Source organism: Leclercia adecarboxylata, assembly GCF_006171285.1.
In the GTDB taxonomy this organism is placed as follows: domain Bacteria; phylum Pseudomonadota; class Gammaproteobacteria; order Enterobacterales; family Enterobacteriaceae; genus Enterobacter; species Enterobacter barmai.
In genome coordinates this window covers 3,584,108-3,601,917 of sequence record NZ_CP040889.1, presented here as the reverse complement: position 1 = coordinate 3,601,917, position 17,810 = coordinate 3,584,108, and the positions used below count along the sequence as shown (strand labels likewise).

16 protein-coding genes are annotated in these 17,810 nt (G+C 60.1%); 8 read left to right on the top strand and 8 right to left on the bottom strand.

Features of this window, described 5'->3' with window-relative positions:
• Nucleotides 1-28 precede the first annotated feature (28 nt).
• Nucleotides 29-721: an RraA family protein gene (locus tag FHN83_RS18945; protein WP_139564619.1), complete on the top strand. Its 693-nt coding sequence runs from the start codon at nt 29-31 to the stop codon at nt 719-721.
• Nucleotides 721-1,650: an NAD(P)-dependent oxidoreductase gene (locus FHN83_RS18940; protein ID WP_139564618.1), complete on the top strand. Its 930-nt coding sequence runs from the start codon at nt 721-723 to the stop codon at nt 1,648-1,650. The genes FHN83_RS18945 and FHN83_RS18940 overlap by 1 nt, the downstream gene beginning before the upstream one ends.
• Nucleotides 1,651-2,189: 539 nt before the next feature.
• Here FHN83_RS18940 and FHN83_RS18935 read toward each other — a convergent pair.
• Entirely contained in the window at nt 2,190-2,627 is a 438-nt protein-coding gene (locus FHN83_RS18935; protein ID WP_138369512.1) for a GNAT family N-acetyltransferase, read from the bottom strand.
• Nucleotides 2,628-2,806: 179 nt separating this feature from the next.
• On the opposite strand from FHN83_RS18935, the gene FHN83_RS18930 reads away from it, so the two are divergent.
• From FHN83_RS18930 to FHN83_RS18920, 3 genes are all read left to right on the top strand, one after another.
• Complete coding sequence (locus FHN83_RS18930) at nt 2,807-5,236, top strand: membrane-bound PQQ-dependent dehydrogenase, glucose/quinate/shikimate family (RefSeq protein WP_139564617.1); 2,430 nt, start codon at nt 2,807-2,809, stop codon at nt 5,234-5,236.
• A gap of 83 nt (nt 5,237-5,319) precedes the next feature.
• On the top strand, nt 5,320-5,997 hold the full coding sequence (locus FHN83_RS18925; protein ID WP_139564616.1) for a type 1 glutamine amidotransferase domain-containing protein: 678 nt from the start codon (nt 5,320-5,322) through the stop codon (nt 5,995-5,997).
• A 118-nt stretch (nt 5,998-6,115) separates the two neighbouring features.
• A complete protein-coding gene (locus FHN83_RS18920) occupies nt 6,116-6,856 on the top strand; it encodes a nitroreductase family protein (protein ID WP_139564615.1) in 741 nt (246 codons plus the stop codon).
• Between the two features lie 132 nt (nt 6,857-6,988).
• Here FHN83_RS18920 and FHN83_RS18915 read toward each other — a convergent pair whose 3' ends face one another.
• The 6 genes from FHN83_RS18915 to iaaA all read right to left on the bottom strand — a co-directional run bounded on the left by FHN83_RS18915 (nt 6,989) and on the right by iaaA (nt 13,797).
• Nucleotides 6,989-7,378 (bottom strand): hypothetical protein, encoded by a 390-nt coding sequence (locus FHN83_RS18915; RefSeq protein ID WP_138369515.1) that lies wholly within the window; start codon nt 7,376-7,378, stop codon nt 6,989-6,991.
• A 146-nt stretch (nt 7,379-7,524) separates the two neighbouring features.
• Nucleotides 7,525-8,436 (bottom strand): glutathione ABC transporter permease GsiD, encoded by a 912-nt coding sequence (gsiD, locus tag FHN83_RS18910; RefSeq protein ID WP_039032683.1) that lies wholly within the window; start codon nt 8,434-8,436, stop codon nt 7,525-7,527.
• 1 nt (nt 8,437) lies between these two features.
• Complete coding sequence (gene gsiC / locus FHN83_RS18905; protein WP_039032684.1) at nt 8,438-9,358, bottom strand: glutathione ABC transporter permease GsiC; 921 nt, start codon at nt 9,356-9,358, stop codon at nt 8,438-8,440.
• A 47-nt stretch (nt 9,359-9,405) separates the two neighbouring features.
• The gene (gene gsiB / locus FHN83_RS18900) at nt 9,406-10,944 is read right to left on the bottom strand and encodes a glutathione ABC transporter substrate-binding protein GsiB (protein ID WP_039032685.1); all 1,539 of its coding nucleotides are present in this window, start codon (nt 10,942-10,944) and stop codon (nt 9,406-9,408) included.
• A gap of 31 nt (nt 10,945-10,975) precedes the next feature.
• Entirely contained in the window at nt 10,976-12,847 is a 1,872-nt protein-coding gene (gsiA, locus tag FHN83_RS18895) for a glutathione ABC transporter ATP-binding protein GsiA (protein WP_139564614.1), read from the bottom strand.
• A gap of 11 nt (nt 12,848-12,858) precedes the next feature.
• The gene (iaaA, locus tag FHN83_RS18890) at nt 12,859-13,797 is read right to left on the bottom strand and encodes a beta-aspartyl-peptidase (RefSeq protein WP_039032687.1); all 939 of its coding nucleotides are present in this window, start codon (nt 13,795-13,797) and stop codon (nt 12,859-12,861) included.
• A 189-nt stretch (nt 13,798-13,986) separates the two neighbouring features.
• Here iaaA and moeA point away from each other — a divergent pair, with 189 nt between their 5' ends.
• Nucleotides 13,987-15,219 carry a molybdopterin molybdotransferase MoeA gene (gene moeA, locus FHN83_RS18885; RefSeq protein ID WP_139564613.1) on the top strand — a complete coding sequence of 411 codons (1,233 nt, stop codon included), beginning with the start codon at nt 13,987-13,989 and terminating at the stop codon, nt 15,217-15,219.
• Nucleotides 15,216-15,968, top strand: a complete 753-nt coding sequence (moeB, locus tag FHN83_RS18880; protein WP_139564612.1) for a molybdopterin-synthase adenylyltransferase MoeB — start codon at nt 15,216-15,218, stop codon at nt 15,966-15,968. Before moeA ends, moeB begins: the two co-directional genes overlap by 4 nt.
• Nucleotides 15,969-16,117: 149 nt before the next feature.
• Here moeB and fsa read toward each other — a convergent pair whose 3' ends face one another.
• A complete protein-coding gene (fsa, locus tag FHN83_RS18875) occupies nt 16,118-16,780 on the bottom strand; it encodes a fructose-6-phosphate aldolase (protein ID WP_139564611.1) in 663 nt (220 codons plus the stop codon).
• 127 nt (nt 16,781-16,907) lie between these two features.
• Here fsa and FHN83_RS18870 point away from each other — a divergent pair, with 127 nt between their 5' ends.
• The gene (locus FHN83_RS18870; protein WP_139564610.1) at nt 16,908-17,807 is read left to right on the top strand and encodes a glycyl-radical enzyme activating protein; all 900 of its coding nucleotides are present in this window, start codon (nt 16,908-16,910) and stop codon (nt 17,805-17,807) included.
• Nucleotides 17,808-17,810: the final 3 nt, after the last annotated feature.

Genomic DNA, 17,810 nt, shown 5'->3' with positions numbered 1-17,810 from the left:
TACACAGTAAAACAATATGGAGACATTCATGTCCGCTACAGAGAAACCAATGATCAATCGCGAGTTCAGTCGTGTGTCAGAAGAAGAGGTCCGCCAGGCCGCCGAGTATCAGGCCGCCATCCTTGCAGACGTTGCCGGGCGCCGCGGGACGCTGCACGGACGTATCAAACCCCTGGCACCGCATATGGCCGTTGCCGGCCCGGCCATTACTGTTGAAGTACGCCCGGGTGACAATCTGGCGATTCATGCCGCAATGGCGGTTGCCCAACCCGGCGATGTGCTGGTGGTGGATGGCAAGGGCGATATCAGCTGCGCCCTGTTGGGTGAAATTATGGCGACTCAGGCCGAGGCCAGCGGCATTGCCGGGATCATCATTGACGGTGCGGTGCGTGATGCCGACACCCTGAGTAAAGGGAATTACCCCGTGTTCTCCGCAGGCCTTAACCCGTGTGGCCCCACCAAATCGATCCCGGGCCGGGTGAACCATGCCATCTCCGTTGCCGGTGCGACCGTGCGTCCCGGGGATCTGGTGGTGGCGGATATTGACGGGGTGGTGGTCATTCCACGCGATGAAGTGCAGCAGGTTATCATCCTGGCCAAAGAGAAGCTGGAGACCGAAACCCGCCGCCTTGAGGCCATTCGCAAAGGCGATCTGCGCCCGCACTGGCTGAATGACGCGTTGCGCAAAGCAGGAATGTTAACCGACGGGGAGACGCTGTAATGGGCAATAAAAAGGTCATTCTGGTTACCGGAAGCGATCTGGCTGAGCAGGCCGTCGCGATGCTGGGTGACTATGAGATGGTGTATGCCGGTCGCCAGCCCACGGAAGCGCAGCTGATCGCGCTCTGCGAGCAGTATAATCCTGTGGCGATCCTGGTGCGTTACGGCAAGATCACGGCCCGTATTATGGATGCAGCCCCGGGGCTGAAGGTTATTTCCAAGCATGGCAGCGGCATTGACGTCATCGATCAGGCGGCAGCGGCTGAACGGAATATTGCCGTCTGTTCTGCGCCCGGTGCCAACGCCGCCGCCGTGGCGGAACACACATGGGCCATGATCCTCGCCTGCGCCAAGTCTGTTGTCTCCCTCGATAAACGTCTGCGCGACGGCCACTGGGATAAATCCACGCATAAATCTCTGGAGCTGGAAGGCCTTACCCTGGGCCTGATCGGTCTGGGGGCGATTGGCTCCCGTGTCGCCACGGTGGGTAACGCGTTCGGCATGCGCGTGCTGGCCTACGATCCCTTTGCGAAAACCCTGCCGTCCTCCTGCGAGCGTGCAGAGACGCTAAATGACCTGCTGTCCAGCGCGGACGTGATCTCCCTGCACTGCCCTTTAACCGCGGACAATCGCGGTATGGTTAACGCTGAAACGCTCGCCCGCTGTAAGCGAGGCGCTATTCTGGTTAATACCGCGCGCGGGGGTTTGATTGATGATAACGCCCTGATTCACGCCCTGGACGAGGGGATCCTGCGAAGCGCCGCGCTGGACAGCTTTACGGTCGAGCCGCTGGCGGCCCCCCATGTCTGGCAAGGGAGAGAAGATGTGATTATTTCCCCTCATATTGGCGGCGTGAGTGAAGCCTCGTATATCAAAATGGGCACCGTCGCGGCCGGGAATATTTTGCAGGTTTTAAACACAAGCCGCTAAGGTTCCGCTATCGAGCTTAAACCTGGATGATTATTAAACCGTAATCATCCACCGTTGCGAGCTTGTCTTAAAGCGCCCTCCCGGCGCAACAATGCCGGGTGGCGGCTCCGCCTTACCCGGCCTATGAACTTAACGCAATGAAATAATTGCAGAATAATACAAGAGTTACAGCGACTCCCTGGTCCGGCTGAAAATCGCTGAGGCGTTGCCCGCAGGCCGGGGCGAGGCGCAGGGATGCGCCGAGAGGGCGTGACCTACAAGGATGTAGGATCACGCCCGACCCTAAGCCTGCGGGAATAAGCCGAAGGCATCGCGAAGCGACGATTTTCTTTGCCGGGAGCCGGGATTGTAAAGGGGGCGCGATAGCCCCCTTTACACGTTCACAGGTAACGCGGTTTACAGAGAAGCAAGGAACGTAAGGTGAACGGAACCACCTCCGGTGCGGCATGTTCTCCCTCACCCCAGCCCTCTCCCCAAAGAGGAGAGGGAGCAAACCGGTGCGGTATGTTTCACTCCCCCCAAAGTGAACGTACAAACACCTAAACCGTAATCCTGTACCGAACATAATCATCCACCGTTGCCAGCTTGTCATACAGCGCCCGGGCAGGATTGCCCTCCCGGGTGACCCAGTAGACCTTCGACCACCCTTTCTCCCGGGCCTCACTAATCACGGCTTCAATCAGCGCCCTGCCCGCGCCCTTGCCGCGCGCCGCGTCATCCACAAACAGATCTTCCAGATAGCACAGGGGCTGCGTCACCCAGGTCCCTTCATGCAGCACGCAAATCGCGAATCCCACCACGCCCTGTTCGGTTTCTGCCAGACGGCAAAACAGCCCCGAATCCGCCGCGAGCACCCGACGCCAGGTCGCCAGCGTCACCGCCTCATCCAGCCTGGTGCCGTAAAAATCGAGATAGCCGTTCCACAGCCGTAACCATGCCTCAAAATCCTCCGCCTGCGCGTCACGTACCTTAACCATCGCTCTGTTCCTTGATGTGTCTGAGATTTACCAGGATTGTCCTCCTTCCCGGACAGGAGAATAAAGCTATTTCTGGTAAATATATTGTTACCTGGATGTTGTACACTCGCGCGCCTTAGATTATAAATCGTCACTTTTGAGTGATATCACTCATTTTTAGTCAACATCAGGGAACATTTATGTCCGTTCAAAAATTGTCCAGAACCGCAGCAGTGCTGCTGGGAATTCTGGGCGTCATAATTCTGGCGATGGGGATATTCTTCGCCTGGTACGGTGGAAAGCTGGTCAGCGTTAAGGGCAGCCCCTATTTTCTGATCAGCGGCTGTCTGCTCATCATCTCGGGCGTGCAGATCCTGCGCCAGCGCCTGAGTGGCGCGGCCCTCTATTTTGTGGTTCTGGCGGGCACTGCGCTGTGGGCCCTGTGGGATGTCGGCTTCGATTTCTGGCCGCTGGTCTCGCGTCTGTTGACCCTCGCGGGCATCGGGATCCTGGTGGCGCTCTCCCTGCCAGCGCTGCTCCGTCGTGCCGGTAAATTCCCGTGCTGGAAAGGCGCGGGCGCGCTTGCGGCGGTGCTGGCAGTGGCCTTTGCCGCTACCGTCGGCGGCATGTTTGTCCCGCACGATCCGGTGACGGCGTCGGGCGAACAGCTTCCCCTCACCCCGGTGAAACCTGGCGAAGAACAGAAAAACTGGGCGAACTACGGCAACACGCCGGGCGCATCGCGCTTTGTGGCTCTGGACCAGATCACCCGCGATAACGTCAAAGACCTGCAGGTGGCCTGGACCTATCGCACCGGCGATATCCCCGTCAGCCCGAACGGCGGCGGCGCGGAAGATCAGCAGACCCCGCTGCAGATCGGCAATATGCTCTTCCTCTGCACCCCGCATAACAATGTGATTGCGGTTGATGCCACCACCGGCAAAGAGCTGTGGAAAACCGAGATCAATGCGAAGCAGAAAAAGTGGATGCGCTGTCGCGGCCTGGCTTACTTTGATGCCAGCGCCCCATTGCAGCAGCCCACCCTGCCGGGCTCCTCTCCGGTGGCGCCCGTTTCACTACCCGCAGATGCCCAGTGCAAACGCCGTATCATCATGAACAGCGTGACGCCGGAACTGGTGGCCCTGGATGCCGATACCGGTAAGTTCTGCGAAGACTTCGGCAACCACGGCCGCGTCAGCCTGAGCGCGCAGATGGGTAAAGGGGCGGATACCGGCCTCTACTACCCGACCTCTGCCCCGACGCTCGCCGGTACGACCATTGTTGTCGGCGGTCGCGTCGCGGATAACGTGGCGACGGATATGCCTGGCGGCGTGGTGCGTGGCTTCGACGTCATCACCGGCCAGCTGCGCTGGGCGTTCGATCCGGGCAAACCGGACGAGCAGCAGGCACCTCCGGCCAATGAAAACTTCACCCGCTCCACCCCGAACGTGTGGGCGCCGATGTCTTACGATCCGCAGTCCAACACCGTGTTTATGCCGACCGGCAGCGCGGCGGTGGACCTGTGGGGCGTGAAGCACAACGATCTCGATCGTAAGTTTGGTGCCTCGATGGTGGCCGTGGACGCCAGCACCGGTAAGGTGAAATGGGTTTACCAGACCGTTCATAACGATCTGTGGGACTTTGACGTCCCGATGCAGCCGACCTTCACTGATTTCCCGACCGGCAATGGCAAAACCACCCCGGCGCTGATCTTCGGCACCAAATCCGGCCAGCTGTTTGTGCTGGATCGCGCTACCGGCAAGCCGCTGACCAAAGTGGAAGAGCGCAAGGTGACTCAGGGCCAGATCCCGAAAGAGATCTACTCCCCGACCCAGCCGTTCTCGGTGGGCATGCCGACCATTGGCGCGGACGTGCTGAAAGAGTCCGACATGTGGGGCGCGACGCCGTTCGACCAGCTGATCTGCCGTATCGAGTTTAAATCCAAACGCTACAACGGCCTGTTTACCCCGCCGGGCGATGATCCGTCGCTGAACCTGCCGGGCTCGTTAGGTGGCATGAACTGGGGCGGTCTGTCGATTGACCCGGTGAATCAATACCTGTTTATCAACGACATGCGCGTGGGTCTGGAAGTGCAGCTGATACCGGCCTCCCCGGAGATTCAGGGCGCCAAAAACGACGGCAACGAAGCCGCCGCCATCAGCCGCCCGGTGCCGCTGGCCGGTACGCCATACGCCATTAACGCCAAAGTGCGCTTTATGTCGCCGGTTGAGATCCCCTGCCAGAAGCCGCCGTTTGGCACGCTGACTGCGGTGGATCTGAAAACCCAGAAGATTGCCTGGCAGGTGCCGGTAGGGACGGTGAAGGATACCGGTCCGTTTGGCGTCAAGATGGGGCTGCCAATCCCAATCGGTATGCCGACCATCGGCGGCACCATGGCGACCCAGGGCGGCCTGGTGTTTATCGCCTCCACCCAGGATTACTACCTGCGCGCCTTCGATACCTCGACCGGTAAAGAGGTGTGGAAAGCCCGCCTGCCGGTGGGCAGCCAGAGCACGCCAATCAGCTACAAATCGCCGGTGGACGGGAAGCAGTATCTGCTGATCACCGCCGGGGGCGCGCGGAACTCGCCGGATCGCGGCGACTACGTGATTGCGTATAAGCTGCCGTAATCATTCCGAAACAGCCATCCCTCCGGGGATGGCTTCGCTGAACCAGGCTACCTTTATAGCTATCCACATCACCGGAGATAGCAATGAAAGTATTAATGGTTCTCACCTCTCACAGTGAACTGGGCAACACCGGCAAGAAAACCGGCTTCTGGCTGGAGGAGTTTGCCGCCCCGTACTACGTCTTCAAGGATGCGGGTGCCGAGGTAGTGCTGGCCTCCCCGGCAGGCGGTCAGCCACCGCTCGATCCGAAAAGCGATCTCCCCGACTTCCAGACCGAAATGACCGATCGTTTCAAAGCCGATGCGGCGGCACAGCAGGCGCTCGCCAACACCCTGAAACTCGACAGCGTGCGTCAGGACGATTTTGACACCGTCTTCTATCCCGGCGGCCATGGCCCGCTGTGGGATCTGGCGGAGTCACAGACCTCCATCGCCCTGATTGAAGCCTTCACCCGCGCGGGCAAACCCACCGGCTTCGTCTGCCACGCGCCGGGCGTGCTGCGCCATGTTAAAAGTGAATCCGGCGAGCCGCTGGTCAAGGGCCGCAAGGTGACGGGCTTTACCAACGGTGAAGAGGCCGACGTCGAACTGACCGACATCGTCCCGTTCCTGGTGGAAGATGAGTTGAGCGCCCTGGGTGCGCGCTACGAGAAAGGCCCGAACTGGGGTTCATTTGTTGTCGAAGACGGCAAGCTGATCACCGGACAGAACCCGGCCAGCTCCGAAGCCGCGGCAAAAGCGCTGCTCGCTGCCCTGGGTTAATCCCTCCGCCCGGCCGCTGGCCGGGTTTTTTCCCGTGTTTTCCGCTTTCGCCGCATAGAGTGTTAAATGCAAAACGGTTTCAGGCTGTTAGGCTTTTGCGATTCACACGGGAGCACTTATGAACACCATTATTGACCTGTTTAACGACCACAAAAGCGAGCGCAGTTTTACCGATCAAGTCATTGATGACGCCACGCTCGAGCGCATTATCAGCACGGCGTACCGCGCCCCGACCTCCGTCCACTCCCAGCAGGTTTCAGTGATCGTCACGCGCGATGCCGAAAAGCGGGCCAAAATCTCGCAGATCGCCGGTGGCCAGCCGTGGATTGCCAAAGCCCCGGTGTTTATCACCTTTGTGCTGGATATGTACAAAACTCAGGTCGGGATGAAGCTGGCGGGTAACGAGCAGGTAGCGCATCAGAGCATCGAGAGCCTGGTGGCTGGCGCAACCGACGTGGGTATTGCCCTGGGTTCGGTGATGGCAGCAGCCCGCTCTGAAGGGTTGGGGATCGTGCCGATTGGCGGCATTCGTCTGAAGCCGCTGGAGCTGATTGAACTGCTTGAGTTGCCGGAGCACACCTTCCCGGTAGCGGGCGTGGTGATTGGCCACGTTGATGTGCCATCCCATCACAAACCGCGTCTTCCGCTGGAGACCTTCCGTCACGACGAAGCCTATGTCACTGAGGGGCTGGAAGCGAAAATCACCCGCTACAATCAGCAGATGACCGAGCACTGGCAGGCCATTAATCGCACCGACGGCGAGACCTGGAGCGAAAGCGTGAGCGGGTATTACCAGCACGTTTATTTCCCGGACGTGCTGCCGGCCATTCTGAAGCAGGGCTTCGGGGTGGATAAGTAAATAAGTTCGCACTCAGGGGCATTGCCCGGCGGCGCTGCGCTTGCACGGGCCTACGGGCTCGCAGGTTTTTGCAGGTTTTGTAGGCCGGGTAAGCGCAGCGCCACCCGGCAAAATGCAGGCGCAACGCCTGAATCAGGTTGGCATTGAGAAGGTGGTGACCTTGTTGGTCTGCGGATCGATAGAGATGATGCAGATAGCGAAGTTGCCGCCAAAACGGTCTTTACGATCGGAAATGCGCAGGTTGTAGGTCTCGGAGAACGAGGTATAACCCGAAGAGTTGGTCTCGTTCAGCTTGAAGCCAACAATCTGTTCAAAATAGTCACGGGATTTCCCCACGCTGGTTTTGCACTGTTCGTTGGTGATGGTGCCGGACTGTTTTGCCGCTGCCGCAGTTTGCGTGCCGGTGGAAGATTTCGGCGTCAGGGCCGAATTGACCGCTTTCATCCCGTCACTCATGTTTTTCTGGAAATCGGCGCAAGAGGTAGAAAGTAAAACCATGCCGCATAAAAGAAGCTTTTTCATTGTAATCCTTACAATATTTAACGTTATTCAATCATTAATTATTATAATTTTTACAAATCGTTAACTCCAGCAAACCTTTTACACGGCATTTTATAACTTACTGAATAACAAAAATTTTCACATTGAGTTCTACAATATTTGGTAGGTTATCCCTTAATTCTCGGGTCAAGCGCGTCGCGCAACCCATCTCCCAGCAAGTTAAACGCCAGTACGGTGAGGAAGATCGCCATACTCGGGAATAGCGCCACGTGCGGGGCGATGACCATATCCGCCCGCGCCTCGTTGAGCATTGCCCCCCACTCGGGGGTTGGCGGCTGCGCGCCAAGCCCTAAGAACGACAGGCTGGCCGCCGAGATAATCGACACCCCGATACGCATGGTGAAATAGACCACGATAGAGGAGACGGTGCCCGGCAGAATATGGTTGAACAGAATCGTCGTGTCGCTGGCGCCAATGCTGCGCGCCGACTCGATAAAGGTCTGCTGCTTCAGCACCAGGGTATTGCCGCGCACCAGGCGGGCAAAGGCCGGAATAGAGAAGATCGCCACGGCGATAATCACGTTGGCCATGCCGTTGCCCATCACCGCCACCACCGCAATAGCCAGCAGAATGCCGGGGAAGGCAAACAGCACGTCGCAGATGCGCATGATGATCCGGTCCCACCAGCCCTCGTAGTAGCCCGCCAGCAGGCCCAGCACCGTGCCGATGGCCGCGCCGATCAGCACCGCAAACACCCCTGCCGCCAGCGAGATCTGCGCCCCCATCAGCACCCGGCTGAAGATGTCGCGCCCTAACGAGTCCACGCCAAACCAGTGCATCATCGACGGACCTTCGTTGAGACGGTCGTAATCAAAGTAGTTCTCGGCATCAAAAGGCACGATCCACGGAGCCAGCACCGCCACCAGGATCAGCAACAGCACAAACAGCCCGGCGGCCATCGCCACCGGCTGTTTACGAAAGCGTCGCCAGAACTCATGCCACGGGGTGCGGATCCGATCCGGTTTGAGGCCCGGCATGGCCTTTAACATCGCCTGCCGACGCCAGTTTAACAGTCGCATCTTACTTGTACCTGATAGCCGGATTAATGGCGGCATACAGGACATCCACCACTAAGTTGATAAGAATAAATTCCAGCGAAAAGAGCAGCACTTCCGCCTGGATCACCGGGTAGTCGCGCATGTCGACAGAATCGACCAGCAGACGCCCGAGCCCTGGCCAGTTGAAGACCTTTTCCACCACGATTGAGCCGCCGAGCAGAAAACCGAACTGCAGCCCCATCATGGTCACTACCGGGATCATCGCGTTGCGCAGGCCGTGCTTGAGGATCACCCACTTCTCGCTGACCCCCTTCGCCCGAGCGGTACGCATGTAGTCTTCGTTCAGCACGTCGACGAACGAGGCGCGGGTGAAGCGCGCCATCACCGCCGCCACCGCCGCGCCAAGCGTCAGCGAAGGCAGGATATAGTGCCGCCAGCTGTCCGCCCCCACGGTGGGCAGCCAGCCCAGCTCCACGGAGAAAACCTGCATCAGCAGCATCCCCAGCGCAAAGGCCGGGAAAGAGATCCCGGTAACCGCCAGCGCCATCCCCAGCCGGTCCGGCCAGCGGTTGCGCCACACGGCCGCCACAATACCCGCCATCAGGCCAAACAGCACCGCCCAGGCCATGCTGGCAAGGGTCAGCCAGAAGGTGGGCATAAAGCGGCTGGCAATCTCTTCGGACACGGGCCGCCGGGAGACCATCGAAGTGCCAAAATCCCCCTGCAGGACACTGGTGATGTAGTGCCAGAACTGCCGGTAAAGCGGTTGATCGAGCCCCAGTTGCTTACGCACCAGCTCAATCACCGTGGCATCCGCCTCCGGGCCGGCAATCAGCCGCGCCGGATCGCCTGGCAGCATATGCACAAATAAAAAGACCAGCACCGCGACAATCAGCAGCGTCGGGATCAGGCCCAGCAGGCGTTTAATCACATAATTCAGCATGCACATTCCTCTCATCCCGCAGGCGGATACCTGCGGGAATGAGTGCTTTATTTCAGATCCGCGTCGTCAAAGCTAAAGCCGGTATCCGGCATGATGTAAAACCCGGTCAGCGCCTTGTTGTGCGCCGAAACCAGCTTCTCTACCACCAGCGGCACCCATGGCGACTCCTTCCAGATGGTGTCCTGCGCATCCTTGTACAGCTTCGCTTTCTCTTCCGGCTGGGTGGTTTTCAGGGCATCGGTCAGATCTTTATCCACCTGCGGATTGCTGTAGAACGCGGTGTTGAACAGGGTTGGCGGCCAGTTCTGGGAAGCAAACAGCGGCGACAGCGCCCAGTCCGCTTCACCCGTAGAGGCCGACCAGCCGGTGTAGAACATCCTCACCCCGCTCTCTTTCTGCCCTTTGCCTTCCACTTCGGCAGCGCGCTGCCCGGCATCCATCGCCGTCACCTGCACCTTAATGCCCACCTGGGCCAGCTGCTGCTGGGTAAACTGCAGCACCTTCTGGGCGGTACTGTGGTTGTGCGACGACCAGAGCGTGGTGCTGAAGCCGTTCGGGAAGCCCGCCTCTTTCAACAGCGCCCGCGCTTTGGTCGGGTTGTATTCCCACGGATGATACTGCTGGGAGTAGGCAATGGATGGCGGCACCACCCCGGTCGCCGGGGTCGCGTAACCGGCAAAGGCTACCTTCACCAGCGCGTCGCGGTTGATGGCGTAGTTGATCGCCTCGCGCACTTTCGGGTTATCAAACGGCTTTTGCGTGACGTTCATGCTGATGTAACGCTGCATGATCGACGGGCTGGCAACCAGCTCCAGCTTGCTGTTTTTGCCCAGCAGCGCCGCCTGCTCGTAAGGGATCGGGAAGGCAAACTGCGCTTCGCCGGTCTGTAGCATCGCCGCGCGGGTGTTGTTATCCACTACCGGACGCCAGGTGATGGTGTCCAGCTTCGGCAGCCCCTGCTGCCAGTATCCGGCGAACTTCTTCACCTTCACAAAATCGGTCTGGTTCCAGGTCACCAGCTCATAGGGTCCGGTGCCCACCGGATGGAAGCCAATCTCTTTGCCGTACTTTTTCAGCGCCTCGGGGGAGATCATCGCCGTGGCCGGGTGCGCCAGAATGTTGATAAAGGCGGAGAACGGCTCCTTGAGGGTGATTTTCACCGTGGTGGGATCGACGGCCTCGGTGCTGGCGATGTTTTTATACAGGTTATAGCGCTTAAGGCTGCTTTCCGGGTTGCTGGCGCGATCGAGGTTGACCTTCACCGCCTCGGCGTTGAAGTCGGTCCCGTCCTGGAACTTCACGCCGCTGCGCAGCTTGATGGTGTAGACCAGCCCGTCGTCAGAGACCTTGTAGCTTTCGGCCAGCACATTTTTCACCTGCATCTCTTTATCAAGGCCAAACAGCCCCTGATAAAACGACTTCGCTACCTGCTGGGAGAGCGTGTCGTTGGCGTCATAGGGATCGAGGGTGGTGAAGTTGGAGGCCACCGCCACCACTACATCTTTTGCTGCGAAAGCCGGCGAGGCCGCCAGGGCTGCCGTTACGCTCGCGGCTAACAGCCATCTGCGAGCAACAAATTTTGTCATTGTACTCTCCTGTTGTTCCCTGCTGTCTGAGTTATAAACGCGAAAAAGCATTGTCCTGCCGCGGCGGCGCAACGAAATGGCCGGGGCTCACCTCCCGCAACTCCACGCGCTCGGTGAATTCCCCTCGCTTGCGGATGTTGCCCGGTAGTTCATCCTGCAACAGCACCCGCCGGGCCTGACGATGCGCCGGATCGGCCACCGGCACCGCCGCCATCAGCTTGCGGGTGTAGGGATGCTGCGGGTTTTCAAATACCGCCCGACGCGGGCCTATCTCGACAATCTGGCCGAGATACATCACCGCCACGCGGTGGCTGATGCGCTCCACCACCGCCATATCGTGCGAAATAAACAGAAACGCGATGCCCATCTCCCGCTGCAAATCGAGCAGCAGGTTGATGATCTGCGCCCGGATGGAGACGTCCAGCGCCGAGACGGACTCATCGGCAATCACCACCTTCGGGTTCAGCGCCAGGGCGCGGGCAATACAGATCCGCTGCCGCTGGCCGCCGGAAAATTCATGGGGATAGCGCCAGGCGTGTTCCGGCTTCAGCCCCACGCGCTCCAGCAGCCACGCCACCCGCCGCTGGGCGGCTTCCCCGTCCAGCAGGTTATGCACCCGCAGCGGCTCCATAATCGAATAGCCGACGGTCTGGCGGGGATCGAGGGAGGCATAGGGATCCTGGAAAATAAACTGAATGTCCCGCCGCAGGTGTTGCAGTTTCCCGGCGGGCAGGGTGTCGATGCGTTCCCCGTTAAAGGTGATGGTGCCCTCCTGGGACTCCACCAGCCGCAGCAGCGCCCGTCCGGTGGTCGATTTCCCGCTGCCGGATTCACCCACCAGCGACAGCGTTTCGCCCGGCCATAAATCGAAGCTGACGTTCTCCACCGCGTGGACTTCGCGCTTAACGCGGTTCAACAGGCCGCCGCGCAGCGGGAAGCGGGTCACCAGGTCGCGCACCTGCAGGATGGGCTCGCCGGGCACCACGGTATCCTGCTCGGTTTCGGCCTCCTGATGGCCGGGCTCGGCCAGGGAGATCAGCGGAAAACGCCGCGGCAGATCGCTGCCGTTCATCGCCCCCAGGCGCGGTACCGCCGCCAGCAGCGCTTTTGTGTAAGGGTGCTCAGGGGCGTGGAAAATCTGCTCCACGGTGCCGGTTTCCACCGCCTCGCCCTGGTACATCACCAGCACCCGGTCGGCGATGTCCGCCACCACGCCCATGTCGTGGGTGATAAAGATCACCCCCATCTCCATCTCCTCCTGCAACACTTTAATCAGCTGCAGGATCTGCGCCTGAACGGTGACGTCCAGCGCGGTGGTGGGTTCATCGGCAATCAGCACCGCCGGGCGACAGGAGAGCGCCATGGCGATCATCACCCGCTGGCGCATGCCGCCGGAGAGCTGGTGCGGATAGCGCGACAGAATGGTGTCCGCCTCAGGAATGCGTACCTGTTCCAGCATCCGCCGGGCTTCAATCAGGGCATTCTCACGGCTCAGCCCCTGATGCAGGCGAATCGACTCGGCGATCTGCTCTCCCACCGGGAAGACCGGGTTGAGGGAGGTCATCGGCTCCTGGAAAATCATGGCGATGTCGGCACCGCGCACGCTGCGCATCTGGGATGAACTCAGGGTGGTGAGATCGCTTACCTGGCCGTTGCGACGGCGCAGCAGCAGGCGGTCGCACTCGACCAGCCCGCCGGACTGTTCAATCAGGCGCATCAACGACAGCGCGGTGACCGATTTACCGGAGCCGGATTCGCCGACAATCGCCAGGGTTTCACCGCGTTTGAGCGAAAAAGAGAGCTGTTTTACCGCCGGGATCGTCTGCCGCTCGTCGGGAAAGGCGACGTTAAGGTTGTGCACCGCCAGCACCTGCTGACTGTCCAGTTCATCGCTGTGCGGCATCCCTCTTCCCCTTATTCACGGTAAATTCCGGTGCTCGGCGTATCGCCTGCGTATCCCCAGGCACGGTACATGCCTTCACTGTTAAAGGGTAATGCCACGTTACCCTCGCGATCGACGGCAATCAGCCCGCCGCTGCCTTCGAGCGCCGGGAGTTTTTCCATCACCACCCGCTCGCAGGCTTCGGCCAGGCTTAAGCCGCCGTAATCCATCAGCGCGGCGATGTCATACGCGGCCAGGGTGCGAATAAACACTTCCCCGGTGCCGGTGCAGGAGACCGCCACGCTGGCGTTATTGGCATAGCAGCCCGCGCCGGGCAACGGGCTGTCGCCCACCCGACCGGGCAGTTTGTTGGTCATTCCGCCGGTGGAGGTGGCGGCGGCCAGATTCCCCGCCTTATCCAGCGCCACGGCACCGACGGTGCCCGTTTTGGTGGACTCATCCAGCGGGGCGGCATGATCGAGCCGGGTTTCCCCCGCACTGCGCGCTGCCAGCAGCTGCTGATAGCGCTCGGGCGTGGAAAAGATTTCTGGCGAAACCGCCTCCATGCCCTGTTCGAAGGCGAATTTCTCGGCCCCCTCGCCCACCAGCAGCACGTGCGGGCTCTGCTCCATCACCAGACGGGCGGCCAGCACCGGGTTGCGCAGATGGCTGACCCCGGCCACGGCACCCGCCTTCAGGGTAATGCCGTCCATCACGCAGGCGTCCAGCTCGTGGGTTTCGTCTCGGGTAAACACCGAGCCAATCCCGGCGTTAAACAGCGGACATTCCTCCAGCAGGCGCACCGCCTCGGTGACCACATCCAGCGCGCTCTCGCCCGCCTCCAGCATTCGCTGGCCGGTTTCCACAATCGACGAGAGCGCCTCGATGTAGCGCTTCTCCTGCTCCTGACTGAGCTGCGCCCGGGTAATTGCCCCGGCGCCGCCGTGGATTGCGATGACTGCATTCCCCATTCACTTCACCTTTGGGCCGATAGTTGCCGCTTTTTTTATAAATATCATTATCGTGGCTTATGATTCATATAATTTTTGAATATAGAAAGACGACACTGTGATGTAAAGGGTAAGCCCATGGTGTCATACAGTTAACGGCACTTTTCTGCCATAATGGCCGCCTTCGTTATTCTCCCGCTGGAGTGACCCATGGATTTTACCGCCGGACTGATGCCGCTTGAGACGGCACTCACCCAGATGCTCAATCGAATTTCTCCGCTGTCAGAGCAGGAAACCCTGCCGCTGCTGCGCTGTTTTGGCCGCGTGACCGCCGCCGACATCGTTTCGCCCCTGAACGTGCCGGGCTTTGATAACTCAGCGATGGATGGCTACGCCGTGCGTCTGGCGGATCTGGCGGCGGGCACTGCGCTGCCGGTAGCGGGTAAAGCCTTTGCCGGTCAGCCTTTCCAGGGTGAATGGCCTGCCGGAAGCTGCATCCGCATTATGACCGGCGCGCCGGTGCCGCCGGGCTGCGATGCGGTGGTGATGCAGGAAGAGACCGAGCAGACCGACGACGGCGTGCGTTTTACCGCCAGCGTTAAGCCGGGGCAGAATATCCGTCGCAGCGGGGAAGACATTACCCTGGGCGCAACCGTCTTCCCGGCGGGCACGAAGCTGTCCGTCGCCGAGCTGCCGGTACTGGCCTCGCTAGGTATCCCGGAGATTGCCGTGGTGCGCCAGGTGCGCGTGGCGGTGTTCTCTACCGGGGACGAGCTTCAACTGCCGGGCCTGCCGCTGGCCGAGGGGCAGATCTACGATACTAACCGCCTGGCGGTGCATCTGATGCTGGAGCAGCTGGGCTGCGAGGTGATCAACCTCGGCATTATTCCTGACGATCCAGAGCAGTTGCGCGCCGCCTTCATTGAAGCGGATCGCGTGGCCGACGTGGTGCTGAGCTCCGGCGGTGTATCGGTGGGCGAAGCGGATTACACCAAAACTATCCTCGACGAGCTGGGCGAGATCGGCTTCTGGAAGCTGGCGATCAAGCCGGGCAAACCCTTCGCCTTTGGCACGCTGCCGAACAGCTGGTTCTGCGGCCTGCCGGGCAACCCGGTCTCTGCGGCGCTCACCTTCTATCAGCTGGTGCAGCCGCTGCTGGCGAAGCTCTCCGGCAACCGGGCGCAAAGCCTGCCTGCCCGCCAGCGCGTTCGCGCCGCCACCCGACTGAAAAAATCACCGGGTCGTCTCGACTTCCAGCGCGGCATTCTGACGCGTAACGCCGACGGCGAGCTGGAGGTGCGCACCACCGGTCATCAGGGTTCGCATATTTTCAGCTCCTTCAGCCAGGGCAACTGCTTTATCGTGCTGGAGCGCGAGCGCGGCAACGTGGAAGCGGGTGAATGGGTTGAGGTTGAGCCGTTTAACGCCCTGTTCGGAGGCTGAGCATGGAACTGAGCGACAACGAGATGCTGCGCTACAATCGCCAGATTGTGCTGCGCGGCTTTGATTTCGACGGTCAGGAGGCGTTAAAGGCCGCGAACGTGCTGGTGGTCGGCCTCGGCGGACTGGGCTGCGCCGCTGCGCAGTATCTGGCCGCCGCTGGCGTCGGGCGCATGACGCTGCTTGATTTCGACACCGTGTCGCTCTCCAACCTGCAACGCCAGACGCTGCACAGCGATGCCACCCTCGGCGAGCCCAAAGTGGTCTCGGCCCGGGCGTCGCTGTCGCGCATCAACCCCAACGTGCAGTTCACCCTGCTCGATGCCCTGCTGGATGAGCCTGCGCTGTCTGATCAGATTGCCCGTCACGATCTGGTTCTCGACTGCACGGATAACGTCACCATTCGCAATCAGCTCAACGCGGGCTGTTTTGCCCATAAAACGCCGCTGGTCTCCGGGGCGGCTATCCGTATGGAAGGACAAATCAGCGTCTTTACCTATGCCGAGGGCGCACCCTGCTACCGCTGCCTGAGCCGTCTGTTTGGCGAGAATGCCCTGACCTGTGTGGAAGCGGGGGTGATGGCTCCGCTGGTGGGGGTGATCGGTTCGATGCAGGCGATGGAGGCCATCAAAGTGCTGACCCATTACGGCACGCCAGCGGCGGGGAAAATCGTGATGTACGACGCGATGACCTGCCAGTTCCGCGAGATGAAGCTGATGCGTAATCCGGGGTGTGAGGTGTGCGGAGGTTAACGCAAACGGCAACCCAAAGGTTGCCGTTTTAGTGTTTGCTCCCTCTCCCTTTGGGAGAGGGCCGGGGTGAGGGAATCAGCATGCACGAATCAGCGCGCACGAATCAGCTTTTGTAGGCCGGGCAAGCGCAGCGCCGCCCGGCGATACCACTAGATCGACGTCCGTCCAAAGGCGTTCTGCCAGTCCTGCTCAAACTTCGCAATCGCTGCATCCACCGCCGGAGAGGCGATCAACTGCTGGGCAACGTCCAGCGGCAGGGTGATGGACTCGCAGCCTGCCAGCAGGCAGTCCAGCGCCTGTCGCGGGGTTTTGAAGCTCGCTGCCAGCACTTTTGACTGCGGCACGTGGAGCGTCAGCAGCTGCTGTAATTCCGCCACGGTCTGAATACCGTCCCCGCCCTGGGCATCCACCCGGTTCACATAAGGCGCGACATATTCAGCCCCCGCCAGCGCCGCCATCATCCCCTGCGCCGCGCTGTAGACCGCAGTCCCCAGGGTCGGTACGCCCTGCGCTTTCAGCATCTTAATAGCCGCCAGTCCTTCTGCCGTTACCGGCACTTTTACTACCAGATCGGCGACGATAGTACGCAGCTTGAGCGCGTCTTCCACCATACCTTCTGCGGTGGTGGCCATTACCTGAGCAAACAGACGGCCCTGGCCGCCCATCGCCTCCTGCAGCTGAGGCAGTAGAACGTCGAGCGGCGTTTTGCCTGCGGCGACGATGCTTGGGTTAGTGGTGACGCCTGCGAGCGGAAACACGCGGGCCAGCTTTTTAACGGCAATAACGTCGGATGTGTCGAGATACAGTTCCATGATGAGATCCTCAAAAATGACTATGCCGTAACCCTACCACGGCAAAACCTGCTTCTGAGTTGATTTGCGTCAAGATAACTTTCATTCGAAAGTAATTTAATCTTCATACGCAACAAGAGGCGACATTATGATCTTCAACATTCAGCGTTATTCGACACACGACGGCCCGGGAATTCGTACCGTGGTCTTTATGAAGGGCTGCTCCCTGGGCTGCCGCTGGTGTCAGAATCCGGAAAGCCGCGAACGTTCCCGGGATCTGCTGTTCGACGCTCGCCTGTGCCTGGAGGGGTGCAACCTCTGTCAGCAGGTGGCGCCTGCGGTGATCGACCGCACGCTGAATGGCCTGGTGATCCACCGCGAAAAACTCGACGATACCCACCTTGATGCCCTCACCGACTGCTGCCCGACCCAGGCCCTCACCGTCTGCGGCGAAGATAAGCAGGTGGAGGAGATCATGGCGACCGTCCTGCGCGATAAGCCTTTCTACGATCGCAGCGGCGGCGGCATCACCCTCTCCGGAGGCGAACCCTTTATGAACCCGGACATGGCGCGCCAGCTGTTCCAGGCCAGCCATGAGCAGGGGATCCACACCGCCGTGGAAACCTGCCTGCACGTGCCGTGGCACTATATCGAACCGTCGTTACCCTACATCGACCTGTTTCTCGCCGACCTGAAACACGTCGACGGCGCGGTCTTTAAGCAGTGGACCGACGGCTCGGCAAAACGCGTGCTGGAGAATCTCAAGCGCCTGGCCGCCGCCGGAAAACAGCTCACCATTCGCGTGCCGCTGATCCAGGGCTTTAACGCCGATGAAGCGTCGATTACCGCCATTACCAATTTTGCCGCCGACGAACTGAACGTCCGCGACATCCATTTTTTGCCATACCACACGCTGGGCATGAACAAGTACACACTGCTCGGCCAACCCTACTCTGCCCCTGATAAACCGCTCGATAATCCTGCTTTACTGGACTTTGCCCGGCAGTACGCCGCCCAGAAAGGGTTAACCGCGACCTTACGAGGATAATGT